The sequence below is a fragment of the Nocardioides sp. Soil774 genome, from assembly GCF_001428125.1.
Lineage (GTDB): Bacteria > Actinomycetota > Actinomycetes > Propionibacteriales > Nocardioidaceae > Nocardioides.
Window position 1 is genome coordinate 610,067 of sequence record NZ_LMSM01000006.1, and the last position, 25,778, is coordinate 635,844.

At 72.9% G+C, this 25,778-nt stretch carries 23 protein-coding genes and 1 riboswitch; of the genes, 12 read left to right on the forward strand and 11 right to left on the reverse strand.

Annotated elements, in window-relative coordinates; translation table 11 throughout:
• Positions 1 to 145: 145 nt before the first annotated feature.
• From icmF to ASG76_RS08530, 4 genes are all read right to left on the reverse strand, one after another.
• The gene (gene icmF / locus ASG76_RS08515) at positions 146 to 3,370 is read right to left on the reverse strand and encodes a fused isobutyryl-CoA mutase/GTPase IcmF (protein ID WP_056602033.1); all 3,225 of its coding nucleotides are present in this window, start codon (positions 3,368 to 3,370) and stop codon (positions 146 to 148) included.
• Between the two features lie 137 nt (positions 3,371 to 3,507).
• Positions 3,508 to 3,999 carry a MarR family winged helix-turn-helix transcriptional regulator gene (locus ASG76_RS08520; protein WP_056602034.1) on the reverse strand — a complete coding sequence of 164 codons (492 nt, stop codon included), beginning with the start codon at positions 3,997 to 3,999 and terminating at the stop codon, positions 3,508 to 3,510.
• 11 nt (positions 4,000 to 4,010) lie between these two features.
• The gene (locus tag ASG76_RS08525) at positions 4,011 to 4,754 is read right to left on the reverse strand and encodes a helical backbone metal receptor (RefSeq protein ID WP_056602035.1); all 744 of its coding nucleotides are present in this window, start codon (positions 4,752 to 4,754) and stop codon (positions 4,011 to 4,013) included.
• A gap of 29 nt (positions 4,755 to 4,783) precedes the next feature.
• Positions 4,784 to 6,001 (reverse strand): FAD-binding domain-containing protein, encoded by a 1,218-nt coding sequence (locus tag ASG76_RS08530; protein WP_056602036.1) that lies wholly within the window; start codon positions 5,999 to 6,001, stop codon positions 4,784 to 4,786.
• 76 nt (positions 6,002 to 6,077) lie between these two features.
• On the opposite strand from ASG76_RS08530, the gene ASG76_RS08535 reads away from it, so the two are divergent.
• Positions 6,078 to 7,205 carry an aldehyde dehydrogenase family protein gene (locus ASG76_RS08535; RefSeq protein ID WP_056602037.1) on the forward strand — a complete coding sequence of 376 codons (1,128 nt, stop codon included), beginning with the start codon at positions 6,078 to 6,080 and terminating at the stop codon, positions 7,203 to 7,205.
• Here the strand turns inward: ASG76_RS08535 and ASG76_RS08540 are convergent, their stop codons facing one another.
• The 3 genes from ASG76_RS08540 to ASG76_RS08550 all read right to left on the reverse strand — a co-directional run bounded on the left by ASG76_RS08540 (position 7,206) and on the right by ASG76_RS08550 (position 9,273).
• Entirely contained in the window at positions 7,206 to 7,853 is a 648-nt protein-coding gene (locus tag ASG76_RS08540; protein WP_157559025.1) for a hypothetical protein, read from the reverse strand.
• Positions 7,854 to 7,918: 65 nt separating this feature from the next.
• The gene (locus tag ASG76_RS08545; RefSeq protein ID WP_056602039.1) at positions 7,919 to 8,362 is read right to left on the reverse strand and encodes a GNAT family N-acetyltransferase; all 444 of its coding nucleotides are present in this window, start codon (positions 8,360 to 8,362) and stop codon (positions 7,919 to 7,921) included.
• Complete coding sequence (locus tag ASG76_RS08550) at positions 8,359 to 9,273, reverse strand: alpha/beta hydrolase (RefSeq protein ID WP_056602040.1); 915 nt, start codon at positions 9,271 to 9,273, stop codon at positions 8,359 to 8,361. The genes ASG76_RS08545 and ASG76_RS08550 overlap by 4 nt, the downstream gene beginning before the upstream one ends.
• Before the next feature lie 42 nt (positions 9,274 to 9,315).
• Positions 9,316 to 9,426: riboswitch (TPP riboswitch) on the forward strand.
• On the opposite strand from ASG76_RS08550, the gene ASG76_RS08555 reads away from it, so the two are divergent.
• From ASG76_RS08555 to ASG76_RS08570, 4 genes are all read left to right on the forward strand, one after another.
• Positions 9,416 to 10,501: a thiamine ABC transporter substrate binding subunit gene (locus ASG76_RS08555; RefSeq protein WP_056602041.1), complete on the forward strand. Its 1,086-nt coding sequence runs from the start codon at positions 9,416 to 9,418 to the stop codon at positions 10,499 to 10,501. (Overlaps the previous riboswitch by 11 nt.)
• Positions 10,502 to 10,508: 7 nt before the next feature.
• On the forward strand, positions 10,509 to 12,143 hold the full coding sequence (locus ASG76_RS08560; protein WP_056602042.1) for an ABC transporter permease: 1,635 nt from the start codon (positions 10,509 to 10,511) through the stop codon (positions 12,141 to 12,143).
• Between the two features lie 2 nt (positions 12,144 to 12,145).
• Positions 12,146 to 13,147: an ABC transporter ATP-binding protein gene (locus ASG76_RS08565; protein ID WP_056602043.1), complete on the forward strand. Its 1,002-nt coding sequence runs from the start codon at positions 12,146 to 12,148 to the stop codon at positions 13,145 to 13,147.
• 21 nt (positions 13,148 to 13,168) lie between these two features.
• Positions 13,169 to 14,215, forward strand: a complete 1,047-nt coding sequence (locus tag ASG76_RS08570; RefSeq protein WP_235529453.1) for a phosphatase PAP2 family protein — start codon at positions 13,169 to 13,171, stop codon at positions 14,213 to 14,215.
• Between the two features lie 108 nt (positions 14,216 to 14,323).
• Here the strand turns inward: ASG76_RS08570 and ASG76_RS08575 are convergent, their stop codons facing one another.
• Complete coding sequence (locus ASG76_RS08575) at positions 14,324 to 15,277, reverse strand: hypothetical protein (RefSeq protein WP_056602045.1); 954 nt, start codon at positions 15,275 to 15,277, stop codon at positions 14,324 to 14,326.
• A 348-nt stretch (positions 15,278 to 15,625) separates the two neighbouring features.
• On the opposite strand from ASG76_RS08575, the gene ASG76_RS08580 reads away from it, so the two are divergent.
• Positions 15,626 to 17,098: a C40 family peptidase gene (locus tag ASG76_RS08580; protein ID WP_157559026.1), complete on the forward strand. Its 1,473-nt coding sequence runs from the start codon at positions 15,626 to 15,628 to the stop codon at positions 17,096 to 17,098.
• A gap of 27 nt (positions 17,099 to 17,125) precedes the next feature.
• On the opposite strand, the gene ASG76_RS08585 is transcribed toward ASG76_RS08580, so the two are convergent.
• On the reverse strand, positions 17,126 to 18,013 hold the full coding sequence (locus ASG76_RS08585; protein WP_056602047.1) for a sulfotransferase domain-containing protein: 888 nt from the start codon (positions 18,011 to 18,013) through the stop codon (positions 17,126 to 17,128).
• Between the two features lie 36 nt (positions 18,014 to 18,049).
• On the opposite strand from ASG76_RS08585, the gene ASG76_RS08590 reads away from it, so the two are divergent.
• The 3 genes from ASG76_RS08590 to ASG76_RS08600 are packed head-to-tail and all read left to right on the forward strand — an operon-like array spanning position 18,050 to position 21,379.
• Positions 18,050 to 20,110 (forward strand): acyl-CoA dehydrogenase, encoded by a 2,061-nt coding sequence (locus ASG76_RS08590; protein WP_082587357.1) that lies wholly within the window; start codon positions 18,050 to 18,052, stop codon positions 20,108 to 20,110.
• A 13-nt stretch (positions 20,111 to 20,123) separates the two neighbouring features.
• Positions 20,124 to 20,807 carry a class I SAM-dependent methyltransferase gene (locus ASG76_RS08595; RefSeq protein ID WP_235529487.1) on the forward strand — a complete coding sequence of 228 codons (684 nt, stop codon included), beginning with the start codon at positions 20,124 to 20,126 and terminating at the stop codon, positions 20,805 to 20,807.
• Positions 20,804 to 21,379, forward strand: coding sequence for a hypothetical protein (locus tag ASG76_RS08600; protein ID WP_056602049.1), 576 nt, complete (start codon positions 20,804 to 20,806; stop codon positions 21,377 to 21,379). Before ASG76_RS08595 ends, ASG76_RS08600 begins: the two co-directional genes overlap by 4 nt.
• Positions 21,380 to 21,383: 4 nt before the next feature.
• Here the strand turns inward: ASG76_RS08600 and ASG76_RS08605 are convergent, their stop codons facing one another.
• Complete coding sequence (locus ASG76_RS08605) at positions 21,384 to 22,097, reverse strand: DUF72 domain-containing protein (RefSeq protein ID WP_200948108.1); 714 nt, start codon at positions 22,095 to 22,097, stop codon at positions 21,384 to 21,386.
• Between the two features lie 87 nt (positions 22,098 to 22,184).
• Between ASG76_RS08605 and ASG76_RS08610 the strand changes: the two genes are divergently transcribed.
• A complete protein-coding gene (locus ASG76_RS08610) occupies positions 22,185 to 22,766 on the forward strand; it encodes a carboxymuconolactone decarboxylase family protein (protein ID WP_056602051.1) in 582 nt (193 codons plus the stop codon).
• The gene (locus ASG76_RS08615) at positions 22,763 to 23,623 is read left to right on the forward strand and encodes an RNA polymerase sigma-70 factor (RefSeq protein WP_056602052.1); all 861 of its coding nucleotides are present in this window, start codon (positions 22,763 to 22,765) and stop codon (positions 23,621 to 23,623) included. Before ASG76_RS08610 ends, ASG76_RS08615 begins: the two co-directional genes overlap by 4 nt.
• A 12-nt stretch (positions 23,624 to 23,635) precedes the next feature.
• Here the strand turns inward: ASG76_RS08615 and ASG76_RS08620 are convergent, their stop codons facing one another.
• Positions 23,636 to 24,172, reverse strand: coding sequence for an inorganic diphosphatase (locus ASG76_RS08620; RefSeq protein WP_056602302.1), 537 nt, complete (start codon positions 24,170 to 24,172; stop codon positions 23,636 to 23,638).
• A gap of 179 nt (positions 24,173 to 24,351) precedes the next feature.
• On the opposite strand from ASG76_RS08620, the gene dacB reads away from it, so the two are divergent.
• Positions 24,352 to 25,773, forward strand: a complete 1,422-nt coding sequence (gene dacB / locus ASG76_RS08625; protein WP_056602053.1) for a D-alanyl-D-alanine carboxypeptidase/D-alanyl-D-alanine-endopeptidase — start codon at positions 24,352 to 24,354, stop codon at positions 25,771 to 25,773.
• The last annotated feature ends 5 nt before the right edge of the window (positions 25,774 to 25,778 follow it).

Sequence of the window (25,778 nt, forward strand, 5' to 3'; positions counted from 1 at the left end):
GGTTCCGGCAGGCTCATCACCTGGCGTCGCGTTCCCCGGATATCCGGGGAAACTGGAGCCTCCAGTGCGAAGTTTCGGGGGTGAGGCTCCAGGTTCGAGGGTTATCCGGGGATCGCGACCGGCCAGCCGACGTGCCCCGGCAGGCTCAGACGTTGCGGCGGTACTGCCCGCCGACCTCGAAGAACGCCTCGGTCACCTGCTGCAGCGAGCAGACCCTCGCTGCGTCCATCAGGACTGCGAAGACGTTGTCGCCGTGGATCGCCGCGTCCTTGAGCCGCGCCAGCGCCTCCTGGGCCTCGGCGCCGTGGGCGGCCTGGAAGGCGCGCACGCGCTCGAGCTGCGACGACTTCTCGGTCTCGGTGGCGCGGGCGAGCTCGATCTCCTTGGGCTGCGCGTCCGCCGCGGACTCCTTGACGAAGGTGTTCACGCCGATGATCGGCAGCGAGCCGTCGTGCTTGCGGTGCTCGTAGAGCATCGACTCGTCCTGGATCCGGCCGCGCTGGTAGCCGGTCTCCATCGCGCCGAGGACGCCGCCGCGCTCGTTGATCGAGTCGAACTCGGCCAGCACCGCCGCTTCCACGAGGTCAGTGAGGTCGTCGATGACGAACGAGCCCTGGAGCGGGTTCTCGTTCATCGCCAGGCCCCACTCGCGGTTGATGATCAGCTGGATCGCCAGCGCGCGGCGCACGGAGTCCTCCGTCGGGGTCGTCACCGCCTCGTCGTACGCGTTGGTGTGCAGGCTGTTGGCGTTGTCGTAGATCGCGATCAGGGCCTGCAGCGTGGTGCGGATGTCGTTGAAGTCCATCTCCTGCGCGTGCAGCGACCGGCCGGACGTCTGCACGTGGTACTTCAGCTTCTGCGAGCGCTCGGAGGCGCCGTACTTCTCCTTCATCGTCACCGCCCAGATGCGGCGCGCGACGCGGCCCAGGACGGAGTACTCCGGGTCCATGCCGTTGGAGAAGAAGAAGCTCAGGTTGGGTGCGAAGTCGTCGATGTGCATGCCGCGTGCGAGGTAGGCCTCGACGTAGGTGAAGCCGTTGGCGAGGGTGAAGGCGAGCTGGCTGATGGGGTTCGCCCCGGCCTCGGCGATGTGGTAGCCGGAGATCGACACCGAGTAGAAGTTGCGCACCTGGTGCTCGATGAACCACTCCTGGATGTCGGCCATCATCCGCAGGCTGAACTCCGTGGAGAACAGGCAGGTGTTCTGCCCCTGGTCCTCCTTGAGGATGTCGGCCTGCACCGTGCCGCGCACGTTGGCCAGGGCGTACGCCGCCAGCTCGGCGCGCTCGTCGTCGCTCGGCTCGCGGCCCTCCCGCTCGCGGAAGGCGTCGACCTGCTGGTCGATGGCGGTGTTGAGGAAGAACGCCAGCACGGTGGGCGCGGGACCGTTGATGGTCATGCTCACGCTGGTCGTCGGCGAGACGAGGTCGAAGCCGTCGTAGAGCGCCTTCATGTCGTCGAGCGTGGCCACCGAGACGCCGGAGGTGCCGACCTTGCCGTAGACGTCGGGGCGCGGGTCGGGGTCGCGGCCGTAGAGGGTGACGGAGTCGAACGCCGTCGACAGCCGGGTCGCGTCGTTGCCCTCCGACAGGATCTTGAAGCGGCGGTTGGTGCGCGCGGGGTCGCCCTCGCCGGCGAACATGCGCGCCGGGTCCTCGTTGTCGCGCTTGAACGGGAAGACGCCCGCGGTGAAGGGGTAGTAGCCCGGCAGGTTCTCGTTGCGCCAGAACGTCACCAGCTCGCCGTGGTCGGCGAAGCGCGGCAGCGAGACGCGGGGGATCTTGTTGCCGCTGAGCGACTCGCGGGTCAGCCTGGTGGTGATCTCGCGGTCGCGGACCACCACGGTCTGCTCGTCACCGGAGTAGGACTCCACGACCGCGGGCCAGCCCTCGATCTGGTCGGCGACCTCGTGGGGCACGGCCTTGCGGGCGGCCTCGAGCAGCGCGGGGACGCCGCCCGGGTCGCCGTCGCCCAGCTGGTCGGCGACGTACTGCACGCGCTGCAGGTTGCGCGCCGCCTCGGCGAGCTCGGTGGTGCGGGCGTGGTAGCCGCGGACCGTCTCGGTGATCTCCGAGAGGTAGCGCACGCGCTCGGCCGGCACGACCTGCCGGATGCCGGAGGAGTGGCGTACGTCGACGTGCGGCAGCGTGCCCTCGGCGACGACGAGGCCGGCGGCGGCCAGCTCGGAGCGCAGGTGCTGGTAGAGCGCGGTGACACCGTCGTCGTTGAAGGTCGCGGCGCTGGTGCCGAAGACCGGCATCTCGTGCGGCTGCTTGCCGAACGCATTGCGGTTGCGCACGAGCTGGCGACCCACGTCGCGCAGCGCGTCCTTGGCGCCGCGGCGCTCGAACTTGTTGATCGCGACGCTGTCGGCGAAGTCGAGCATGTCGATCTTCTCCAGCTGCGAGGCGGCGCCGAACTCCGGCGTCATGACGTAGAGCGAGTGGTCGACCAGCGGCACGATGCCCGCGTCGCCCTGGCCGATGCCGGGGGTCTCGACGATCACCAGGTCGTTGCCCGCGGCCTTGAGCACGTCGATCACGTCGGCGAGGTGCTCGGGCACCTCGTGGGCCCCGCGGGTGGCCAGCGAGCGGAAGAACACGCGGTCGCCGTCGAGCGAGTTGGCGCGGATCCGGTCGCCGAGCAGCGCCCCGCCGCCCTTGCGGCGGGTGGGGTCGACGGCGACGACCGCGATGCGCAGCTTGTCCTGCTGGTCGGTGCGGAAACGGCGCACGACCTCGTCGGTCAGCGACGACTTGCCCGACCCACCGGTGCCGGTGATGCCGAGGACCGGCACCACGCGCCGCGTCGCCGCGGCCCGGATCTCGGCGAGCGTCGCCTCGTCGAGGCGGCCGCCCTCGGCGCCGGTGATGGCGCGGGCGACGGCGAACCGGTCACCGGAGAGCACGGCGTCGGCGGTGACCTGCTTGTCCTGCCACAGGTCGACGTCGCAGTCGGCGACGACCGAGTTGATCATCCCGACGAGGCCCATCTTCTGGCCGTCCTCGGGGGAGAAGATCGTCACGCCCGACTCGCGCAGGCGGGTGATCTCCGACGGCACGATGACGCCACCGCCACCGCCGACGACCCGGACGTGGCCGGCGCCCTGGGCGCGCAGCGACTCCACGAGGTACTCGAAGTACTCCACGTGGCCGCCCTGGTAGGACGACACCGCCACGCCCTGGACGTCCTCCTCGAGCGCGGCGTCCACGACCTCCTGCACCGAGCGGTTGTGCCCGAGGTGGATCACCTCGCAGCCCTGGCTCATGAAGATGCGCCGCATGATGTTGATCGAGGCGTCGTGGCCGTCGAACAGCGCGGACGCGGTCACCAGGCGGATGGGGTGCTGCGGCGTGTGGAGGTCGGCCATGCCCCGATAGTAGGACTTCCAACTATTACTGGCGAGTCACGAGTTCCCGGGCAGGGAAGTCCCCGGATATCCGGGGAGTCTCCCGGTTGTCACCCCAGATCTCGGCCGACAACCAGGAGACTCGGGTGCAAAGGTGCTCAGGACGAGTCGCCGAGGCCGGTCCGCAGCTCGGTCAACCGGTCGGTCAGCTCGCGTACGCCGTCCGCGGGCAGGCCCGGGGACTCGAAGACCTCCGCGTTGAGCGCCGCCGTCGCGGCCTCCACGGCCTCGCGTCCGGCGTCGGTGAGCACCGCGCGCACGACGCGCTTGTCGGCGTCGCTGCGCACCCGCTCGACGTAGCCCTGGGCCACCAGCCGGTCGACGGCGTTGGTGACGCTGGTCGGGTGCACCTGGAGCAGCGAGCCGAGTCGCGACATCGGCATCGCGGAGCCGCGCGTGAAGGACAGCAGGCGCAGCACCTCGTAGCGGGCGAAGGTGAGCTCGCGCGGTCGCAGCACGGCGTCGATGCGCTCGAGCAGCAGCTGCTGCGCGCGCACCACCGAGGTCACCATCGCCATCCCGTCGGCGGCCTCGGGCCAGCCGTGGGCCACCCACTGGCGGTGGGCCTCGACGATCGGGTCGCGCGTCATGGGGATGGAGGCTAACCGGACAGACCGGTGAGCACCGCGTGCGCCTCGACCATCGCCGGCCCGTACCAGGTGAGCAGCCGCCCGGACACGAGCCGCGTCGGGGTGGCGAAGGCCTCCGGCCCGTCGTCGGCGGTGAAGACGTAGGGCTCGTCGGGCAGCAGCACGACGTCGGCGCCGGTCGCGTCGATCTCCTCGAGGGGGATCGTGGGGTAGCGGCCCTCGCGGGCGGACAGCACGTTGACCAGCCCGGCCCGGGTGAGCAGGTCGTCGGTGTAGGTCGGCGACCCGACGACCATCCACGGGTCGCGCCAGATCGGCACCGCGACCCGCAGCCGCGGTGCGACCGGGGCGGACCAGAGCCCGCGCGCCTCGACGAGCCACGACGGGTCGCGCAGGTCGAGCGCCTCGTCGAGCAGGCGCGACATCGACGCCAGCGACTCCTCGACGGTCTCGATGCGGGTCACCCACACCGCGACGCCGGCCTCGCGCAGGCGGCGTACGTCGAGCTCGCGGTTCTCCTCCTGGTTGGCCACCACCAGGTCGGGTGAGAGGGCGCGGACCGCGGCGAGGTCGGGGTTCTTGGTGCCGCGCACGCGGGGCACGTCGAGGTCGGCGGGGTGCGTGCACCAGTCGGTGGCGCCGACGAGCCGGTCGGGCGCGGTGGCCGCGAGCGCCTCGGTCAGCGAGGGGACGAGGCAGACGACGCGGCGGGCCGGGGCGGTCAGGGGGACGTCGGCACCGAGGTCGTCGCGCATGTGGTCGAGGGTAGGGGGCCGCGACCGGCTCAGCGCCGCACGCCCTTGCGCCACGCGCTGAAGGAGGTCAGGCGCTGGTCGGCGGGCCGGACCAGCCACGGCCAGGGGAGCAGGTGCGCGACGTCGAGGGACGCCGCGCGGCGCACGAAGCCCGGCACCGGGGCGAAGGTGACGGCGAGCGGCCTGCCCGCCAGCTCGTCCACCGGCCGCCCGAGGCGTACGTCGACCTCGCGGCGCCCGGCCAGGTCGGCGAGGCACTCGACCAGGAACACCAGGCGCTTGCCCGACAGGCGCAGCGAGCGCAGCAGCGGCTCGTCGAGGACGAAGACCACGGGCAGGTCGGGGTGCGCGGCCAGCGCCGGGTCGGCGTCGCCCAGGGACTCGGCGGTCAGCCACACCGTCTCCGGCTCGCCGCGGCGGACGGGGGACTCCGGCCCGGCGCCCGGCTCGTGACCGGTCGCGGGCGGGGGCGACGTGCGCGGCCCCGGTGTCGCGTCGGGCCAGCCCTGGATCGGGCACGCCTCGCGCAGGGGGCACGAGCGGCACAGCTGGGGCGCCCGGTTCTCGACCTGCCAGCGGCTGAACCCGTAGGGCTTGCCGGTGCCCGCGCCGACGGTCCACTGCCAGCCGAGGCGGTTGGCCGCGCGCGAGCCGTCGAGCAGGTGGCGGAAGAAGTCGTCCTCACCCTCGCGCCAGCTGCGGCCGTGACGCACGGTCCAGTGCGAGGCCCACCACATGCGGGTCTGGTTGACCAGCCAGCCCTCGCCCTCGAGCTCCCCGCGCAACCACGACGTGCAGGCCATCTCCTCGCCCCAGCCCGCGGCCGGCGCGGGCGGTCGCGGGGGCTCGAATCGCAGCGGCTCGGCCAGCGCGGACGGCGTACGGGCGTAGAGGTGGCGGGCGAACTCCTGCCACATGAGCTCGTCGCGGTAGCGGTTGCGGTCCGAGGTCGGCGCCGCGGCCACCGCGTCCCACAGGTCGGGCAGCGTCACGAGTCCGTGGCGGACGTAGGGCGACATGCGGCTGGCGCCGCGTCGGTGCTCGGGCAGGACGGTCGAGCGCGAGCGGGCGTAGCCCGTGACGTCGAGGGTGGCGAGAGCCGCGTCGGCCGCGGCCTGCCCGCCCGTGTGGCCGCCGGCCCGGACGCCGTCCGGCCCCTCCAGGGCCAGGTGCCCGAGGTGGGTCGCGACCCACGCCAGCACCGCGTCGTGGTCGTCGACGTCCGGCAGGGCTGCGAGCGAGGGCACGTAGTCACCCTGCCACCCACGGGTTCGGACGACCGGGTGATGGGGTCGGGCCCCCGTGCGTGGTGGAGTTGTCCCCATGAGCAAGCATCGGTCCTCCGCGGGGCTGCCGGTCGACGGTGTCGAGCGCGAGACGGTCGAGGGCTGGACCTTCCCGGCCCGCAGCCCCGCCACCGGCGAGCGGCTCTGGGACGTGCCCGACGCCGGGGTCGCCGACGTCCATGGCGCCATCGCCGCGGCCCGACGCGCGTTCGACGAGACTCCCTGGAGCACCGACGCGGCGCTGCGCCGCGACGCCGTGGTGCGCCTCCAGGAGGCGCTCGCGGCCCGTTCGGACGACCTCGCGCTGCTGCTCGCCGCCGAGACCGGGGTGCCGGTGTCGCTGCGCGCGGCGCACCTCGACGCTGCGATCGCCCACATGTGGGAGCCCGGCTCCGCCCCCGACGGGCCTCCCGGCGTGACCGCCGTGGTCACCCCCGCCACGTCCCCGCTCGCGGTCGCGCTGGAGGAGGTCGGACGCGCGCTCACCGCGGGCGGCACGGTCGTGCTCAAGCCCGCCCCCGAGGCAGCCAGTGCGGCGCTCGAGCTGGGACGGACAGCGCTCGACATCCTGCCGCGCGGCGTGCTCAACGTGGTGTCCACGCGCGACGTCGACGTCGCGATCGCCCTCACCCTCGACGCGCGCGTGGACGAGGTGTCGTTCACCGGGTCGGCCGTGGCCGGCGAGCGGGTGCAGCACGCGGCCTCGATGGCCGGCAAGCGGGTGCGGCTCGACGTCGGCGGCCCGCTCACGATCCGTGCCGCCGACGACGGCGACCTCGCCGCCGTGGTCGCGGCGGCCGCGGTCACCGTCGCGGCCAACGCGGGGCAGGGGTGCCGGTTGCCGGCCACCGTCGTGGTGCCCCCGCACCGCTACGCCGAGGCGCTGGCCGCTGCCGTGGAGGCCATGGACGACGTCGTCGTCGGCGACCCGGCCGAGCCCGCCACCGTCTGCGGACCGCTGCGTTCGGTGGTCGCGCGCGACCGCGTGCTGCGCTACCTCGACCTGGCCCGCTCGGAGGGCGGTGACGTCGCGCTCGGCGGGAACCGCCTCGAGCGCGACGGGTGGTGGGTCGTCCCCACCGTGGTCGGCGGCCTGACGCCCGCCTCGCGCCTCGTGCGCGAGGAGGTGCTGGGCCCGGTGCTCATGGTCGTGCCCGCGAGCTGATCAGTCCTCCGGGAGGTGCGGGTCGGCCAGGAGGTACTGGGTGAGCTTGCCCTGGTGGTCCCGGTCGTGGTGGCGCACGACCTCGGGGACCATCCGGCCCTCCGCGGTGTCCCAGAAGCGGTCGGTGCGGCGGGCGACCGCGCGCGCCAGGTGCCCGACGACGCCCTGGTGCGGGATCCACGGGTGCGGCCGGGTGGGCGAGGCCAGCTCGGCATGGTGCAGCCGGGTGCCGAGGTCCTCCGGTCCGTCCACCTCGGCGTCGAGCAGGGCCTCGGCGAGGCGTCGCTCGAGGTCGCACACCACGTCGAAGTCGCGCCGCACGTCCTGCCAGATCGAGGACCAGGGGCGAGCGACGGCGTAGGTGCTGCCGTAGAGCCTGGCCTTGACCTGCGCGAGCGACTCCTCGTAGGTGCGGCTGGCGACCAGGAACTCGTGGGCGAGGTCGTGGCCGTCCGGGAGGTGGCGCACGAGCGGCGCGATGGCGTCGACCATCGCGGCGTTGTGCCTGCTGGCCGCAGCGAGGAAGGTGTCGATCGCCGTGTAGTGGTCACGGGGGTGGCGCAGGTCCGGTTGCGCGCTGCCGGCCAGGGACAGGCGGTGCCCGAGATCGTGGTGGATGCTGTCGAGGTCGTGCGCGAGGGTGATCACGGCGATCATCTCCTAGGGGTTGCCGTGTCCCTCCAGTCTGGCTCGCCCCACGCCGGGCACAAGGCCTACCGGGCGTCGGCCCCTGCCCGGGCCATCGGCACGTGCATGATCCCGTCCTCGTCGAACTCCTGCCCCGTCACCTCGAAGCCGAAGCCGGCGTAGAGCCCGGTCATCGCGGTCTGCGCGTCGAGGCGCACCTCGCGCCCACCGCACAGAGCCAGCGCCTCGTCCATCATCAGCGACGCGAGCCCGCGCCCGCGCGCGGAGGGGGCGACCACGACCCGGCCGATGCGCGCCGCGTCGCCGTCGTCGAGCACCCGCAGCGTGCCGACGACCGCGTCGCCGTCGTCGAGCAGCACGACGTGGCGGGTGGCGGGCTCGAGGTCGCGGCCGTCGAGGTCGGGGTAGGGGCAGTCCTGCTCGATGACGAAGACCTGCTGGCGCAGCCGCCACACGTCGTACGCCGTGCGCGCGGGGAGGTCGTCGAAAGAGGAGGTGACGACCCTCATCGCACGCTGTGCCCGTTCACGAAGGCCACGACCTGGCGGAACGCGCGGGCGCTCTCGGGGGTGGCGGGCAGCAGGCCGTAGACGTGGATGAGGTCGGGCTCCTCGACGGCCGTGAGGTCCCAGCCGGCCTCGCGCGCACGTCGTACGAGCAGGCGGCAGCCCGGGTGCAGAAGGTCTCGGGTGCCGTAGAGCACCAGCGCGCGCGGGAGGCCGGCCAGGTCGCCCAGGGCGGGGGAGACCTCGGGCCGCGCCAGGTCGTCGGGCGAGCCGGCCCACCAGCGGGCGTAGGCCTCGATCTTGCCGATGAACAGCCACGGGTCCACGGCGTCGACCGCGCGGGTCTCCGGGGTCGACGTGGTCAGGTCCACCCAGGGTGCGTGCATCACCAGGTGGGTCGCCGGGGTGGCGCCCCGGTCGCGCATCGACAGGGCGATCGCGAGGGCCAGCCCGCCGCCCGCGGAGTCGCCGGCCAGGACGATGCCGCCCTCCTCGGCGGCCCAGCGTGCGGCGTCCGCGACGAGCGCGTCGTGCGAGTCGGCCCACGTGTGCTCGGGGGCGAGGGGGTAGTCGGGCATCACGACCCGCGCGCCGATCGCGTCGGCGAGGCGGGTCGCGTAGCGCACGTGGAAGGCGTCGATCGGCGCCATGTAGCCGCCACCGTGGGCGTAGTAGAGCGTGCGGCGCACCGGCCGGTCACGCGGGGTGAGGACGTGGCAGGGGAAGCCGATGTCGACGACCGAGGCGTCCCACCGCTTCGCGAAGCCGGGCACCGCCCGCGTCGGCAGCGACCGGTCGAGGGTGCGGTGCCACGCCTCGACCCGGGCGCGCTCGTCGGCCTCGTCGCCCATCTCGCGGGCCTGGCGGAGGCGGGGGATGACGGTGGCGAGGAGCTGGTGGCGCAGGCTGGGCATGGGACGCAGCGTAGGGCGCTGGAGCGTCGGGTCTAGGCTGCCCCCACAAGACAGGGGAGCACGTGCGAGACGTGCTGAGAGTGCGGACCAGCCGCAGACCCTACGAACCTGATCCGGTTAGCACCGGCGATAGGGAGTCCACATGAATCACGCATCCGTCCGCGCTGCCCTCGCGACCGCGTCCGCCGCCCTGCTGCTCACCAGCTGCAGCCTCACCGGCGGCTCCGAGCCGTCGGGCACTGCCTCCGACGCAGGCGGCGCCGGGTCGTCGGGCACGACGAGCGGCGGCACCGTCGTCCTCGCCACGCACGAGTCCTTCCACCTGCCCAAGAAGCTGATCAAGGACTTCGAGGAGCAGAGCGGCTACACCCTCGAGGTGCGCGCCGCCGGCGACGCCGGCACGCTCGCCACCAAGCTCAGCCTCACCGCCGACAACCCGACCGCCGACGCGTCCTACGGCATCGACAACACCTTCGCCTCCCGCCCGCTCGGTGAGGGCGCCTTCGCCGAGGTGACGCCGTCGGCGACCCCACCCGAGCAGTACGCCCTCGACGAGGGCGCCGACCGGCTGGTGCCGATCGACTCCGCCAGCGTGTGCGTCAACGTCGACACCGACTGGTTCGACGCCGAGGGCCTCACCCCGCCGAGGACGCTCGACGACCTCACCGACCCGGCGTACGCCGACCTGCTGGTGACGCCGGGCGCCTCGACCAGCAGCACCGGCATGGCCTTCTTCCTCGCCACGGTCGCTGCCTACGGCGACGACTGGCAGGGCTACTGGACCGACCTGGTCGGCAACGGCGCGAAGGTCGTCGACGGCTGGGAGGACGCCTACTACGGCGACTTCACCGCCGGCTCCAAGACCGGCACCCGCCCGATCGTGGTGTCCTACGACTCCTCGCCGGCCTTCACCGTCAAGGGCGGGCGCACCACGACGGCCGCACTCCTCGACACCTGCTTCCGCCAGGTGGAGTACGCCGGCGTGCTGGCCGGCGCCGACAACCCCGAGGGCGCCGCGGCGCTGGTCGACTGGATGCTCAGCGACGAGGTGCAGAGCGCCCTGCCGGAGTCGATGTACGTCTACCCGGTGATGCCGGGCGCGAGCGTCCCGGACGACTGGGCGCAGTTCGCCCCGCAGCCCACCGACCCCTACGAGGTCTCGCCCGCGGAGATCACGGCCAACCGCGAGCAGTGGCTGACCGAGTGGACCGACGTCGTCTCCCGGTGAGCCGGGGATGAGGCGCATCGCCGGGCTCCTGCTCCTGGCCGCCGGCCCGGTGCTGGTGCTCGGCGTGCTCTTCGTCCTGCCCGTGAGCGGCATGGTCGGCGAGGGCTTCCTGACCGACGGCCGCTTCACCCCTGGCGCGGTGCTGGAGGTGCTCGCCCGCCCGCGCGTGCACCGCGTCGCGTGGTTCACGCTGTGGACCTCCGCGGTCGCGACGCTGCTCGCGGTCGTCCTGGGCCTGCCGGCGGCGTACGCCCTGCACCGCCTCGCGCTGCCCGGCCGGGCAGCGGTGCGCGCCGCGCTGCTGGTGCCGTTCGTGCTGCCGACCGTCGTGGTCGGGGTCGCCTTCCGCCAGCTGCTCGGCGAGGGCGGTCCGCTCGGCGGGCTCGGCCTCGACGGCACCCCGGCCGCCATCGTCTGCGGGCTGGTGTTCTTCAACGTCGCCGTCGTGGTGCGCACGGTGGGTGTCGCGTGGGAGTCGCTCGACCCGCGGCCGGGCCAGGCGGCCGCGGCCCTCGGTGCCTCTCCGTCGCAGGTGCTGCGCACGGTCACGCTGCCGGCGCTGCGACCGGCGATCGTGGGCGCCGCGAGCATCGTCTTCCTCTTCTGCGCCACCGCCTTCGGCATCGTGCTCACCCTCGGTGGCGTGCGCCACGCGACGATCGAGACCGAGATCTACCTGCTCACCACCACCGTCTTCGACCTGCGCGCCGCCTCCGCGCTGTCGGTGCTTCAGATCGTCGCGGTCGTCGCCCTGCTGGCGCTCGCCGCGCGGCTGCGGGCCGTCCCCGACCCGACCGCCCAGCGCGCAGTCGCCCCCGCCCGCGCCGTACGTCGTGGCGACACCGCCGTCGTCCTCGCCACCCTCGTCGTGCTCGGCGCGATGCTCCTGCCGATCGTGACCCTGGTGCTCGGCTCGCTCAGCGTCGGCGAGGGCTGGGGCCTGGCCAACTACCGCGCGCTCACCACGGTCGGCGACGACCAGGCCCTCGTCGTGCCGGTGACGGCCGCGCTGCTGACGAGCCTGCGCACGGCCGTCGACGCGACATGGATGGCCCTGCTCGTCGGGGTGACGGTCTCGCTGATCGTGACCCGGCGCTCGCACTCGGTGGCCGAGCGGCGGGTGCGCTCGACGCTCGACGGCTTCTTCATGCTGCCGCTCGGGGTGAGCGCGGTGACCCTCGGCTTCGGCTTCCTGATCACCCTCGACCGGCCGCCGCTCGACCTGCGCGACTCGCCGCTGCTGGTGCCGATGGCGCAGGCGCTGGTCGCCCTGCCCCTCGTCGTGCGCACGCTGACGCCCGTGCTGGGCGGGATCGACGACCGGCAGCGCCAGGCCGCGGCCTCGCTCGGCGCCTCGCCGTGGCGCACCCTGCTCACCGTCGACCTGCCCGTGGTGTGGAAGCCGGTGCTCGCCGCGAGCGGCTTCGCCTTCGCCGCCTCCCTCGGCGAGTTCGGGGCCACCTCCTTCCTGGCGCGCGACGACACCCCGACCCTGCCGGTGGTGATCTTCCGGCTGCTCGGGCACCCCGGGGAGATGAACTACGGCATGGCGCTGGCCGCCTCGGTCGTGCTCGCGGGCACCACGGCCCTCGTCGTGCTCGCCGTCGAGCGGCTGCGCGTGCCGGGTGTGGGAGCGTTCTGACGATGCTCACCCTCCGCGACGTCACGGTCCGCTACGGCGACACCGCCGCGGTCGACCACGTCTCGCTCGACCTCGGATCCGGGCAGGTGCTCGCGGTGCTCGGCCCCTCGGGCTGCGGCAAGTCGACGCTGCTGCGCGCCGTCGCCGGGCTCGAGCCGCTCTCGGCGGGCTCGATCTCGTGGGACGGCGTCGACCTCGCCGGCACGCCCACGCACCGGCGCGGCTTCGCGCTGATGTTCCAGGAAGGCCAGCTCTTCGCCCACCTCACCGTCGCCCGCAACGTCGCCTACGCGCTCCGGCTGCGGCGTACGCCGTCCGCGCGACTGCGCGCCCGGGTGCGCGAGCTGCTCGAGCTCGTCGGGCTCGCCGGCTACGACGACCGGCTGCCCGGCACGCTGTCGGGCGGGGAGCGCCAGCGGGTCGCGCTGGCGCGGGCGCTGGCCGTCGAGCCGCGCCTGATCCTGCTCGACGAGCCCCTGTCGGCCCTCGACGCCAACCTGCGCGAGCGGCTCGCGGGCGACCTGCGCGACATCCTGCACGCCGCCGGCACGACCGCGCTGCTGGTCACCCACGACCACGAGGAGGCGTTCGCCCTCGCCGACCGTCTCGCGGTGATGCGCGCGGGTCGCGTCGTGCAGTCCGGCGGCATCGACCAGGTGTGGCGCGAGCCGGTCGACGAGCAGACCGCGCTGTTCCTCGGCTACGCGCGGGTCCTGCGCGACGACGCCGCCCGCCTCGTGCTGGAGGCGGCCGGCCTGCCGCCCGCGCCCGCCGTCGCCGTACGCCGCTCCGCGCTGGTCGTGGACGGCGCGGGGCCGATCCGCGCCCGGGTGGAGTCGGCGCGGGTGACGCCGGAGCAGGTGCGCCTCGTCGTGGACGCCGGCGGCCTCGGCCGGCTCGACGCGGTGGCTTCCCTCGGCAGCCGGGTCTCGCCCGGCGACGAGGTCGCGGTGCGCGTCGACGTGACCCGCGTCGCGGTGCTGCCGATCGTGCCTGCCCCTTGACCCGTCCCTAGACTGGCCCGCGTGTACAGACCGGCCTATGCCCTGCTCGTGGGAGTCGCCGCGACCATGGGCGCACTGGCCCTGGCCGCCGCTCTCACGCTCGACCGATCGCTGGTCGACCCCGACGGCTTCCTCGGTCCGTCGTGGCTGCGGCTGCCGCTGATCATCCTCGGCGCGTTCCTGCTCGACGTCCTCCCGCGCACGCTCTGGGCCTCGCGCTTCAAGCCCGCACTGATGCCCGACCTCGTGCGCCAGCGGGTGCGCGAGCACTGGGACCGCGAGCGGATCATCCTGGTCGTGCTCGGGCTGGTCTCCTTCTACATCACCTACGTCTGCTACCGGAACCTCAAGTCGTTCCTGCCCTTCATCATGGGCGAGGACAAGTACGACCGCGAGCTGCACCTCATCGACCGGGCGCTGATGTTCGGCCACGAGCCCGCGACGATCCTGCACACGATCTTCGGCACCGGCGTCTCCGCGCACTTCCTGTCCACGATCTACTTGTGGTTCCTGCCGCTCGTGCCGCTGGCGCTCGCCGCCTGGCTGGTGTGGTCGCGCAACATCACCTTCGGCTACTGGTTCGCCACGTCGCAGTGCATCGCGTGGACGCTCGGCACCGCGTCCTACTACGCGCTGCCGACCCTGGGCCCGGGCTTCCAGTACAGCTACCTCTACGCCGACCTGCCCGACACGGGGTCCAGGGCGCTCATGGCTGCTCTCTACAACGGTCGGCAGGGGGTGCTGCGTGACGGCGCTGTCGGGGCCGTCCAGTCGGTCGCGGGGTTCGCGTCGCTGCACGTCGCGATCACGCTGCTGGTCGCGCTGATGGTGCAGTACACGCTGCGCAACCGGATCCTGCACGTCGTCTTCTGGGCCAACTTCGCGATCACCGTCGTGGCCACGCTCTACTTCGGCTGGCACTACATCGCCGACGACCTCGCCGGCGTGGTCATCGCGCTCTTCTCCTTCTGGCTCGGGGGGCTGGCGAGCGGGCAGAAGTTCGATCGGCGGGGGTTGTCGTCGCACCCCACCTCCACGACGCACCAGGTGCCCGTCGACGTCGACTGAGCGGCGTACGCCTCTCCTCGCCCTGGAGTCCCCGGATATCCGGGGACTCTCCCGGTTGTCACACGAGATCTCGGGTGACAACCGTGAGTCTCGGGTGCAAAGCCGTCGTCACGACGCCAGCTTGTTGCGCGCTGCCATCACGCCGCGGATCCGGCTCGCGAGCCGCTCGGGCTGCGCCAGGTCGACCCACCCGATCCGGATGCACACCCATCCGGTGAGCAGGCACACCAGCTCCTCGCGCGTCTTCTCGCGCATGAGGAACTCCTCCAACGTCTCGCCCTCCCTGCGGTGTCGCTCGTACTTCACCTTGCCGTCGAACTCGAGGAACACGTTCAGCTCCGGCCAGGCGAAGTCGAGCCGTGCGACGAGCGTGCCCTGCTCGTCGTACACCTCGAACTGGGGGTCGGCCTTGGGGATGCCCTGCTTGTAGGCCAGGTAGCTGAAGCGGTCTTCCCCCACCGACTCCAGGCGGGGGTCGGCCAGGCGGATGACGAGGTCCGACGTCAGGCTGCCCGGCCACCAGCGATGGGTCTCCACCTGCGCGGCGAGCTCGTCGAGGGTCATCGCACCCGCGTGGAGCAGGCGGTTCACCGCGACGAGTGAGCGTTCGACGTCACTGATCGTCGTGGTCTCGAACGCCGCACGCGCCGGCGTGCTGACCACGATGCCGTTGAGCTCCTCACGATCGTCCTCGCCGAGCACGGCGCGGTGCGGCACCCAGTCGCGTTGCCGCCGACCGGCCCTCTCGGGTCCGGTGCGGGTGGTGTGGACGACATCGAGGGAGAAGCCCCACAGGGGCAGGCCGCGCTCGATGATCGACGAGACGTGGGTCAGCGCCGTGGCTCCGTGGGCCCGCGCGAGGACGGCTAGGGCCAGGAGGCGATGGCGGTCTCCCGGCGTGAGCTGCTCCCAGACGGCCATGTCGACGAACGCGCCGTACCGGATCCGTTTGAGCACCTTGGCCCGCACCAGACGGTCGATCTGGTTGTCGGTCAGCCCGTCGGCGATGAGGTCGCGGCGCAGGCGCACCAGGCCGTCGAGGTCGCGCTGCTGTGGGGTCATGGGCTGGCACCTGCCCTCGACCCCCGGGCTCCAATCCGGCGTTCCAGCATCTGTGGACAGTGGGCTTGGTCGGCGGGGTTTGCACCCAAGACTCCCGCATGGTGCCCGAGATCTGGTGTGACAACCGGGGAAGTCCCCGGATATCCGGGGACTCCAGTCCGTGATGCCGACGACTTACACCCGTGTAGTTCACGAATTACACCGCTGTAGTCTGTCAAGTCGACACGCCGGCACAAAGTGAAAAAGATGAGCAAAGTGTTCCCAGTGTGACGAAAGTTCACTAGCGTGCCTCGAGTTGCCCGTGCGATGGGGAAGTCGCACGGGCACCCCGAGCCCAAGGGAGCCCCCGTGCCCGTCGTCCCGCAGTCCGCACCGCCACGTCGTGCGACGTCGCGCTGGGCGACCGCGTGCACGCTGGTCGTCGCGCTGGCGATCGGCGGCGGGCTCCCGACCGCCTTCGCCGACGACGGCGACGCAGTGCCGAGCCAGGCCGACGTCGCGAATGCCCAGGAGAAGGCGGACGCCAAGGGGCGCGACGTCGCCTCCGTGCAGGCCGACCTGATCCGCGCCAACCTCGCGCTGGAGACGGCGGGCGACACCGCCGCCCAGGCCGCGGAAGCCTGGAACGGTGCCCGCTGGCGCGTCGAGCAGGCCCGCGAGGACGCCCGGCAGGCGGAGGCCGCTGCCGCGTCGGCCCGTGCGGACGTCGAGGCCCAGCGCGAGCTCTACGCAGACACCGTGGTCCGGTCTTACGAGGAGGCCTCCGGGGTGCAGGGCCTGTCCGCAGTGGTCGAGGCCGACGGCATCGAGTCGCTGATCGACCGCACGGTGACGATGGGCAACACCTCGGACGCCCTCGACAGCCAGTACGACGCCTACATCGCCTCCTCGGCGGTCGCGGACGTCACCGCGACCACCGCCGCCCAGGCCTCCGAGCGGGCCGAGGCGGCCGAGCGCGAGGCCGAGCAGGCGCGCGACGCCGCGGCCCAGGCGCAGGCCGAGGCCGGCACGCAGGCTGAGGCGATCGCCGCGACCAAGTCCGAGCTCATCGCCGAGCTCGCCGAGCTCCAGGGCATCAGCGTGCGCCTCGCCGAGAGGCGCCAGTCGGCACTCGAGCAGGCGGCCGCCGAGGCAGCCGCCGCCGCCGCGCAGGCCGAGGCCGATCCCCAGGCCCAGGCTGAGGCAGACGCACAGGCCCAGCAGGAGCAGGACGAGCAGCAGCCGACCCCCACCCCCACCCCCACCACGAAGCCGACGCCGACGCCGACCAGTACACCGACTCCGTCCAGCACGCCCACCCCCACGCCCCAACCGACCCCGACCCCGACGCCGACTGAGACGCCGACCCCCACGCCCACCCCCACGCCGACAGAGACGCCGACCCCCACCCCGGCGCCCACCCCCACCCCGACCCCCGCCCCCACCCCGACGCCCACCCCCACGCCCCCGCCCCCGGCCGGCGGCGCGGCGGCCGCGATCGCCTTCGCGACCGCGCAGCTGGGCGAGCCCTACCGCTGGGGCGCCTCGGGACCCGACGCGTGGGACTGTTCCGGGCTGACGGCGGGCGCCTGGGCCGCCGCCGGGACCTACCTCCCGCACTACTCCGTCGCGCAGTACACCCAGTCCACGCGCATCACCGCGGCCCAGCTCGCGCCCGGCGACCTCGTCTTCTGGGGCTCCTCGAGCAGCGCGAGCTCGATCTACCACGTGGCGCTCTACGTCGGCGACGGCCAGGTCATCCACGCCCCGCGCACCGGCCGCGACGTGAGCCGCGAGTCGATGTACGCCTGGCGCGCACCGAACTTCTTCGCGCGGCCCTGACCGTCGTGGGGAGGGCCGCGCGAGGGGTCACCGCACCTTGCGGGCGAACCTCGCTGCCAGCTCGGCCGGGTCGAGGTCGCCGTCGAGGATGAGCCGCGTCGCCCACCCCGACGTGTCGATGCCGGACAGCTCCTCGAAGAGCGCGAGGTCCTTGGCGTAGACCTCGGCCAGCCGCGCGAGGTCGTCGCCGCTCGGTGCGGTGCCGGGCACCTGCTCGGCCCCGGCGTGCCAGTTCTTCAGCGGCGGCACCCGCTCGAAGCGCGGGAGGTCGAGGAAGTCGGTGGTGCGGTGGATGGTCTGCTCGAAGTCGCCGAGCATCTCGCGCAGCTCCAGCAGCAGCCACTGACGGCGGTCGAAGAGCTCGAAGCCGCGCTGCAGCTGCTCGCCGTAGAAGCCACGCGCCAGGCCGGTCATGTGCCGCCACCGCATCGTGCGTACGTCGTCGGGCACCGCGTCGGGGAGCGAGGTGTGCGGCCACTCGGTCAGGAAGTCCGGCCAGTCGGGCCAGGCCAGGTTGCGCGAGCGCAGCATCACCCAGTGGGAGAACAGCCGCTCGAGGGGGTCGCGGAAGACGGCGATGAGCGGCAGGTCGGGGTCGTAGGCCTGCATCCGGCGCAGCGCCTGCGGCCAGTAGAGGTAGGTGGGGCTGGCGTCGCCGAGCAGGCGGTGGATCGGGGCTCGGCGTGGCGCGGTGTAGTCGGCCGCGTAGTCCGGCGCCGACCAGTCGACGGTCTCGTCGTCGAAGTAGTGCCGCTCCTTGTCGGGGGCCTGGCACACCAGCGGGTGCTGGTTGAGCGTCACCGCGAGCGTCGACGTGCCGCCCTTCTGCACGCCGACGACGGCGAAGTTGTAGGCCATCTTCCCGGCGGCGTTCCCCGTGCCCTCGCCCGCAGGGGTGTCAGCGGTGGTGTTCATCGCGAGGAACCTACCCGTCGGGCTAGTTTGGGCGGTATGGCCACCGACCAGGTCCCTCCGATCGCCGACGAGATTCCCACGCCCGTGCCCGAGGCCGCTGCGGTCGCGGGCGACGACGACGCGGTGCATGCAGCCGACCGCGGCTACGCCGAGCCGGTCGTCGACGTCGCCGCGCTGCGCAGCCTCCTCGACGGCCGCTACCGCGAGGTCCGCGACCTGGTGCGTGCCAACCTCGCCGAGCACGCGCAGGTGCTGCTGGACGCCGAGCAGATGACCACCTCCGAGTTCCGCGACCGGGTGCGGGACGTCGTGGTGATGATGGCCGAGTCCGGCCAGACCGGCATGGGATTCCCCACCGAGCACGGCGGCGGCGGCGACATCGGCGCCTCGGTCGCCGCCTTCGAGACCCTGGCCTACGGCGACCTGTCGGTGCTGGTGAAGGTGGGTGTGCAGTTCGGCCTCTTCGGCGGCGCGATCCTCCAGCTCGGCACCCAGCACCACCACGACGCCTACCTCGCCGACCTCGTCACCGGCCGCACCATGGGCTGCTTCGCGATGACCGAGACCGGGCACGGCTCCAACGTGCAGGCGCTGGGCACAGTGGCGACGTACGACGCCGAGGCGCAGGAGTTCGTCATCACCACCCCCGACGACGTCAGCCGCAAGGACTACATCGGCAACGCCGCGGCCCACGCCGAGCTCGCAGTCGTCTTCGCCCAGCTTGAGGTCCCGAGCGAGGAGGGCGTCGAGCGCCACGGCGTGCACGCCTTCGTGGTGCCGATCCGCGAGGGCGGACGCGTCCTCGACGGCGTGAGGATCGAGGACTGCGGTCCCAAGATGGGCCTGGACGGCGTCGACAACGGCCGGCTGTGGTTCGACCACGTGCGGGTGCCGCGCACCGCGCTGCTCAACCAGTTCGCCGAGGTGACGCCCGAGGGCCGCTACCTCTCGCCGATCGACAACCCCAACAAGCGCTTCTTCACCATGCTCGGCACCCTCGTGCAGGGCCGGGTCTGCGTCGGCGGCGCCGGGATCAACGCCGCCAAGGTCGCGCTCACGATCGCCACCCGCTACGCCGACCGTCGTCGGCAGTTCGAGGCGGTCTCGCCCGACGAGGAGCAGGTGCTCCTCGACTACGGCATGCACCAGCGCCGCCTGCTGCCGCTGCTGGCGCGGACGTACGCCCTCCACTTCGCGCAGGAGGTCGTCGCCGGGCAGCTGCACGAGGTCTTCTCCGGCCCCGGCCCGACCGAGCCCGGCAGCGACGAGCACGCCCGCCGGATGCTCGAGTCGCGCGCCGCCGGCACCAAGGCCCTCGGCACCTGGCACGCCACCCGCACCATCCAGGAGTGCCGCGAGGCCTGCGGGGGAGCGGGCTACCTCAGCGAGAACAGGTTCGCCGCGCTCAAGGCCGACACCGACGTCTTCACGACCTTCGAGGGCGACAACCACGTCCTGCTGCAGCTGGTGGCCAAGGGGCTGCTCACCGACTACGCCGGCGAGTTCGAGGACATGGACCAGCTCGGCATGGCGCGCTTCGTCGCCGGCCTGGCCGTCGAGACGGTCGTCGAGCGCACCGCGGTGCACAAGCTCGTGCAGTCGGTGCGCGACCTGCTGCCCGGCGGCGACCGGTGGGACCAGGAGGCCGGGCTGCTCGACCCGGCCTACCAGCTGGCCATGCTGCGTTTCCGCGAGGAGCACATGATCGGCGGCGTCGCACGCCGCCTCAAGCGTGGCATCGACCAGGGGGCCAACCCCGGCGCGGTCTTCTCGCGCGTGCAGGACCACGTCATCGCCGCGGCGCGCGCCCACACCGAGCGCCTCGTGCTCGAGGCGTTCGTCGCCAAGGTCGCCGCGCTGCCCGACGGCGACCTCAAGGTCGCGCTCAACCTGCTCTGCGACCTGCACGCGCTGGCCACCATCGAGGCCGACCGCGCGTGGTTCATGGAGCACGGGCGCCTCTCCAGTGCCCGCTCCAAGGCGATCAGCCGCGAGGTCAACGCGCTGTGCCGCAAGGTCCGCCCACTGGCGGTGGACCTGGTCGACGCGTTCGGGGTGCCCGAGGAGATGCTGCGGTCCGAGGAGCTCATCGGGTGAGGCCGTGTCCTTCATGAGGCTGCCGGGGCTCGGCGGCTGGAGCGAGGACCCCCTCTGGTCCTACGTCTACCCCTGGCTCGTCGACCACGAGCCCGTCGGTCCGCTCGCCTGGCGCCTCGGCACCGGCAGCGACCTCTCGCTGCTCCACGACGCGGCGGCGGAGCTGGGCACGCTGCCTGCCGGTGCGCGGGTGCTGGACGTGCCGACCGGCTCCGGCGTCGCGCTGCGCGGCGTACGCCCCGGGCAGGGCCTCGACGTCGTCGTGGCCGACATCTCCGCCACCATGCTCCGGCGCGCGACGGCGACGGCACGGCGCCTCGGCGTGGCCGACCAGGTGACGCCGGCGGTGACCGACGTGGCCTCGATGCCGTTCGCCGACGGCTCCTTCGACCTGGTCGTGTCGTTCACCGGCCTGCACTGCTTCCCCGACCCGCGCCGCGCGATCCAGGAGATGGTCCGCGTGCTCGCCCCCGGCGGCGTGATCACCGGCAGCTCGATCTTCACCGACACCGGCCGGCGCTACGAGCTGCTGCGCCGCAGCGGCACCCGCGCGGGCATCCTCGGCCCGATGTGCACCTCGACCGAGGCGCGCACGTGGCTGCTGGAGGCCGGCTGCGACGTCGTCGAACTCACCCTGCACGGCGCCCTCGGCTACTTCCGCGCGACCCGACAGCCGGGCCGGGAGGCGACCGCATGACCTTCGGAGGACTACCGACCCGCTGGGAGCCCGCGGGCCGTAGCCGCGGCCTCGCGCTGGTCGTGCCGGGACGGGCGTACTCGCCCTCGGCGCCGCTCCTCGAGCTCGCCCGTCGCGCCCTGCTGCAGCACGGCTTCGCCGTCCAGCAGGTCTGGTGGGACACCACGACCAAGGGCGACGAGGACGGCGACTCGTGGGTGCGCAGGCACGTGGTCGAGGCGCTCGCGCAGGAGGACGCCGACCGGGTGCTGGTCGTCGCGAAGTCGCTGGGCACCCGCGCCGCGTCGTACGCCGCCGAGCGCGGGCTCGACGCGATCTGGTTCACCCCGCTGCTGGTCGAGGCGCCGCTCGCGGAGGCCATCGCCGCCAACCCCGGACGCCAGCTGCTCGTCGGCGGCCTGGCCGACGAGCTGTGGGACACCGACGTCGCGCGCGAGCTGGGAGCCAACGGCTGCGACGTGCTCGAGGTCGCCGACGCCGACCACTCCATGGCCACGCCCGATGCCGTGCGCACCGCGGAGATCCACCTCGAGGTCGCGCGGGCGGTCGAGGTGTTCCTGTCCGGGCTGTGAGCCGTCAGCCCCACAGCAGGGCGAGGAACCGCTCCGCGTCGCCGGCGCGCGGGATGTTGTTGAACAGGACGTAGGGCGAGGGCCTGCCGTCGATCCGCTCACGCAGCCGGAGCAGCTCGTCGTCGGTGTGGACGTGCCGCGAGCCCGTGGTGCCGTGCAGCCGGTAGTAGGTCCGGTCGGGGGTGACGGTCTCGGTCTGCATCGGGTCGACGACGTGCACCAGGTCCAGCTCGGAGCAGAGCTCGGCGAGCAGCTGGGCGGGCCACTCGCCCCGTGGCTCCCAGAGGAGGCGACCGGCCGGTCGCTCGACCTGCGCCAGGAAGGTCCGCATGCGGGCGACGTTGCCGGGCGTCGGGCGGAAGCTGCGCGGGCACTGCAGCAGCACGGCCGTCGCCCGCAGCACGCGGGCGCACTCCAGCGTGCGCTGCCACCCCGCCAGCACGGGAGGCGTCGTCCGGAACGCTCCCACCTGTCCCCGGGCGCTGTCGGGCAGCGGCGTCCTGAGCCGCCGGTAGGTCGGGCTGCCCGACTCGTGGGTCACGACCTGCCAGGCCTTGATGGTGAACTCGAAGTCCGGCGGCACCTGGGCGCGCCAGCGGGCGAGCAGCGTGTCGGACGGCGGCTCGTAGAACGTGTGCTGCACCTCGACGAGCGGGAAGCGGCGCACGTAGGACGCCTGCGACACCGTCCAGCCACACAGCCCGACGCGCACATCCACCGATCCAGCATCGTGGGCCAGCCGGCCTGTCACACCACCCACCCGGGCGGTGTCTCCATGTCAACACCCACGACAACAGGAGGACAGATGCCCAGCCAGTTCCGGATCCCGAAGGCCCGCATCGACGGGGCATACGGCGCCGTCATGACCCGTGTCGCGCGGCGCACGTGGGGCCAGGTGCCCGACAACGCCTACGTCCTGTGGCACAACTTGCCCGTCCTCAAGGCGGTCTTCGGCTTCGAGCAGAAGGTCGGCCGGTGGAAGGCGCTCGACCCGCACCTCAGGTCGTACGCCGAGATGGCGAGCGCGGGGGCGATCGGCTGCTCGTGGTGCCTGGACTTCGGCTACTTCATCGCCCACACCCAGGGCCTCGACGAGGCCAAGGTGCGCGAGGTGCCGCGGTGGCGCGAGTCGGAGGTCTTCACCGACCTCGAGCGCGAGGTGATGGCCTATGCCGAGGCGATGACCGTGACGCCTCCGGAGGTCACCGACGAGATGGTGGCGAGCCTCGACGAGCAGCTCGGCCACGCAGCCGTCGTCGAGCTCACCATGATGGTGGCGGTGGAGAACGAGCGCTCGCGCTTCAACTCCGCGATGGGGCTGGCCTCGCAGGGCTTCAGCGACGTCTGCGAGCTGCCGCTGGCGCAGGCTGGGACGATCAGCAGGTGACGGACGACTTCTCTGCCCACCGGAGCCTGCTGTTCACGGTGGCCTACGAGATGCTCGGCTCCGCCGCCGACGCCGAGGACGTCGTCCAGGAGGTGTGGCTGCGGTGGGCGGGCGTGTACGTCGCCGAGGTGCGCGACCCGCGCGCCTATCTCGTCCGGATGACCACGCGGCTCTCGCTCAACCGCCTGCGCACGCTGTCGCGACGGCGTGAGGACTACGTCGGCACGTGGCTGCCCGAGCCCGTGCTCACCGCGCCGGACGTCGCCGACGACGTCGCGCTCGCCGACAGCGTGTCGACCGCCATGCTGCTGGTGCTCGAGACCCTGCCGCCCACCGAGCGCGCGGTCTTCGTGCTGCGCGAGGTCTTCGACGTGCCCTACGCCGAGATCGCCGAGGCGGTCGAGAAGTCCGAGCCCGCGGTGCGTCAGATCGCCAGCCGGGCGCGTGCGCACGTCGCCGAGCGCCGTCCGCGCTCGTCCGTCAGCGCTGCGGAGCGCGACGCGGTCATCGAGAGGTTCCGGGCCGCCGCGGCGGGCGGTGACCTCCAGGCGCTGATGGACGTGCTCGCGCCCGACGTGGTGCTGATGACCGACGGCGGCGGCCGGGTGAAGGCGGCGCTCAACCCGATCTTCGGGCGCGAGAAGGTGCTCCGCTTCCTGTCCGCGGTCGCGCCCGGCGCGCTCGAGCTCGTGCCGGTGTGGCTCAACGGCTCGCCCGCGATCCAGTTCGTGGTCGCGGGTCAGCGCGACGGCGTGGGCACGATGGTCGTCGAGGACGGCGTCGTGACGCGCCTGTTCCTCGTGCGCAACCCCGACAAGCTCGGGGCGGTCGGCGAGGAGGTCGGCCTCAGCAGGTGAGGCCGGCGTACGTCAGGCGTCCTCGCCCAGGCTGTCGTCGGCGAGGTTGTCGACGTCGTTGCCGTGGCCCTCGGTCTTGAAGCGCTCGAACGACGCGCGCACCTCGGCCTCGGCCTCGACGCGGCCGACCCAGTCAGCGCCCTCGACGGACTTGCCGGGCTCGAGGTCCTTGTAGACCTCGAAGAAGTGCTGGATCTCGAGCCGGTCGTACTTCGAGACGTGGTTGATGTCGCGCAGGTGCTCCAGGCGCGGGTCGTGCGACGGCACGCACAGCACCTTGTCGTCGCCGCCGGCCTCGTCGGTCATGCGGAACATGCCGATCGCGCGGCACTCGATGAGGCAGCCCGGGAACGTCGGCTGCTGCAGGATGACCAGCGCGTCGAGCGGGTCGCCGTCCTGGCCGAGGGTGTTCTCGATGTAGCCGTAGTCGGCCGGGTAGGCGGTCGAGGTGAACAGCATGCGGTCCAGGCGGATGCGCCCGGTCTCGTGGTCGACCTCGTACTTGTTGCGCTCGCCCTTGGGGATCTCCACCAGCACGTCGAACGTCAGCACGTCTTCCTCCACACTCCCGGCACGTCATCGCCGCCATCTCAGGGTCCTGCTCGCAGCCTCGAGCGGGAGCCCGAGGCGAGGGTCTGGGGGCAGTGTCGCGCACAATGGCCCCGATGCGCGAAGCGAGAGGGTCGAAACGTCGGCGACGTGAGGTACGCCACTCCGGCGGTGGCCGGGTGCGCACGTGGCTCCCCACCCTGCTCGTCCTCGCCCTGCTCGCCTCTGGCGTGGCCGCCTACCGCTTCGAGTGGGGCCAGCGCTACCTGCCCTGGCTGGCCGCCGACCCCGTCAGCGAGCCCGAGCAGGTCCTGCCCCCGGCCGGCCTCGACCTGCCGGCCTGGACCGAGCCCCCCGCTGCGACCCCGGTCGACGCGGCGGGGCAGGTCGTCCCGGCCCGCGTGGCCGCGGCCGTCGCCGCCGACCTGGCCGATCCCGACCTCGGGCGGCACGTCGTGGGCGAGGTGACCTCGCTGGCGCCGGGAGGCCCGACGTGGACGAGCGGGGACGGCCGCTACGTGCCGGCCTCCACCACCAAGCTGCTCACCCTCTGCGCCGCCCTCGAGACGCTCGGCCCCGACCACACCTTCACCACCTCGGTCGTGCGCGGCGAGGGGCCGCGCGAGGTGGTGCTCGTCGGTGGGGGAGACCCGCTGCTGGCGAGCAAGCCGCTCACCGTCGACGAGGCCGCCTCGACCTATCCCGCGCGCGCCGACGTCGCCACCCTGGCGCTGCAGGCCGCCGAGGCGCTCGGCGGTCGCGGCCGGGTCGAGGTTCGCTACGACGACAGCCTCTTCACCGGGCCCACGGACAACCCGGCCTGGCGACGCGACTACGTCCCCGACGACATCGTCAGCCCCATCACCGCGCTGATGGTCGACGGAGGCGTGGCCCCCGACGGCCTCACCCGCTCCGACGACCCCTCCCGGGCCGCGGCCCGCGCCTTCGCCGACGCCCTCGCCGCCGCCGGGCTGCGCGTGGCCGGCGAGCCGCAGCGGGTCGTCGTACGTCCCGGGGCCGAGGAGCTCGCCGCCGTCGAGAGCGCGCCGGTGGCCGAGATCGTCGAGCGCATCCTCGACGTCAGCGACAACGAGGGAGCCGAGGTGATGGGCCACCACGTCGGCCTCGCGACCTCGGGCACGGGGTCGTTCGAGGCGGGTGCGGCGGGCGTCCTCGACACCCTGCGCGGGCTCGGCATCGACACGTCGGCTGACGAGGTGTACGACGGCTCCGGCCTGTCGCGGCGCAACCGGGTGGCCACGTCCACGATCATCGCGCTCCTCCAGCACGCGGCCGGACCCGGGGGCGAGGCGATGCGCAGCCTCGTCACGGGCATGCCGGTCGCCGGGTTCACCGGGTCACTGACCTATCGCTTCGCCGACGGCCCCGCGCTCGCCCGGGGCCTGGTGCGCGCCAAGACCGGCACCCTGACCGGGGTGCACGCCCTCGCCGGGATCGCGATCGGCCGCGACGGTGTGCCGATGGCGTTCGTGCTCGCCGCCGACCGGGTGGCCGACGCCGACAAGGTCGACGCGCAGGAGGCCCTCGACCTGGCCGCGGGCGCGCTCGCGGCCTGCCGCTGCTCACGAGCCCCCGGCTAGGGTCG

Coding starts and splice junctions, on each gene's coding strand:
- icmF (WP_056602033.1), bottom strand. CDS start 3,370: ATGGCCGACCTCCACACGCCGCAGCACCCCATCCGCCTGGTGACCGCG.
- ASG76_RS08520 (WP_056602034.1), bottom strand. CDS start 3,999: ATGACGCGCGACCCGATCGTCGAGGCCCACCGCCAGTGGGTGGCCCAC.
- ASG76_RS08525 (WP_056602035.1), bottom strand. CDS start 4,754: ATGCGCGACGACCTCGGTGCCGACGTCCCCCTGACCGCCCCGGCCCGC.
- ASG76_RS08535 (WP_056602037.1), top strand. CDS start 6,078: ATGAGCAAGCATCGGTCCTCCGCGGGGCTGCCGGTCGACGGTGTCGAG.
- ASG76_RS08545 (WP_056602039.1), bottom strand. CDS start 8,362: ATGAGGGTCGTCACCTCCTCTTTCGACGACCTCCCCGCGCGCACGGCG.
- ASG76_RS08550 (WP_056602040.1), bottom strand. CDS start 9,273: ATGCCCAGCCTGCGCCACCAGCTCCTCGCCACCGTCATCCCCCGCCTC.
- ASG76_RS08555 (WP_056602041.1), top strand. CDS start 9,416: ATGAATCACGCATCCGTCCGCGCTGCCCTCGCGACCGCGTCCGCCGCC.
- ASG76_RS08560 (WP_056602042.1), top strand. CDS start 10,509: ATGAGGCGCATCGCCGGGCTCCTGCTCCTGGCCGCCGGCCCGGTGCTG.
- ASG76_RS08565 (WP_056602043.1), top strand. CDS start 12,146: ATGCTCACCCTCCGCGACGTCACGGTCCGCTACGGCGACACCGCCGCG.
- ASG76_RS08575 (WP_056602045.1), bottom strand. CDS start 15,277: ATGACCCCACAGCAGCGCGACCTCGACGGCCTGGTGCGCCTGCGCCGC.
- ASG76_RS08585 (WP_056602047.1), bottom strand. CDS start 18,013: ATGAACACCACCGCTGACACCCCTGCGGGCGAGGGCACGGGGAACGCC.
- ASG76_RS08590 (WP_082587357.1), top strand. CDS start 18,050: ATGGCCACCGACCAGGTCCCTCCGATCGCCGACGAGATTCCCACGCCC.
- ASG76_RS08595 (WP_235529487.1), top strand. CDS start 20,124: ATGAGGCTGCCGGGGCTCGGCGGCTGGAGCGAGGACCCCCTCTGGTCC.
- ASG76_RS08600 (WP_056602049.1), top strand. CDS start 20,804: ATGACCTTCGGAGGACTACCGACCCGCTGGGAGCCCGCGGGCCGTAGC.
- ASG76_RS08610 (WP_056602051.1), top strand. CDS start 22,185: ATGCCCAGCCAGTTCCGGATCCCGAAGGCCCGCATCGACGGGGCATAC.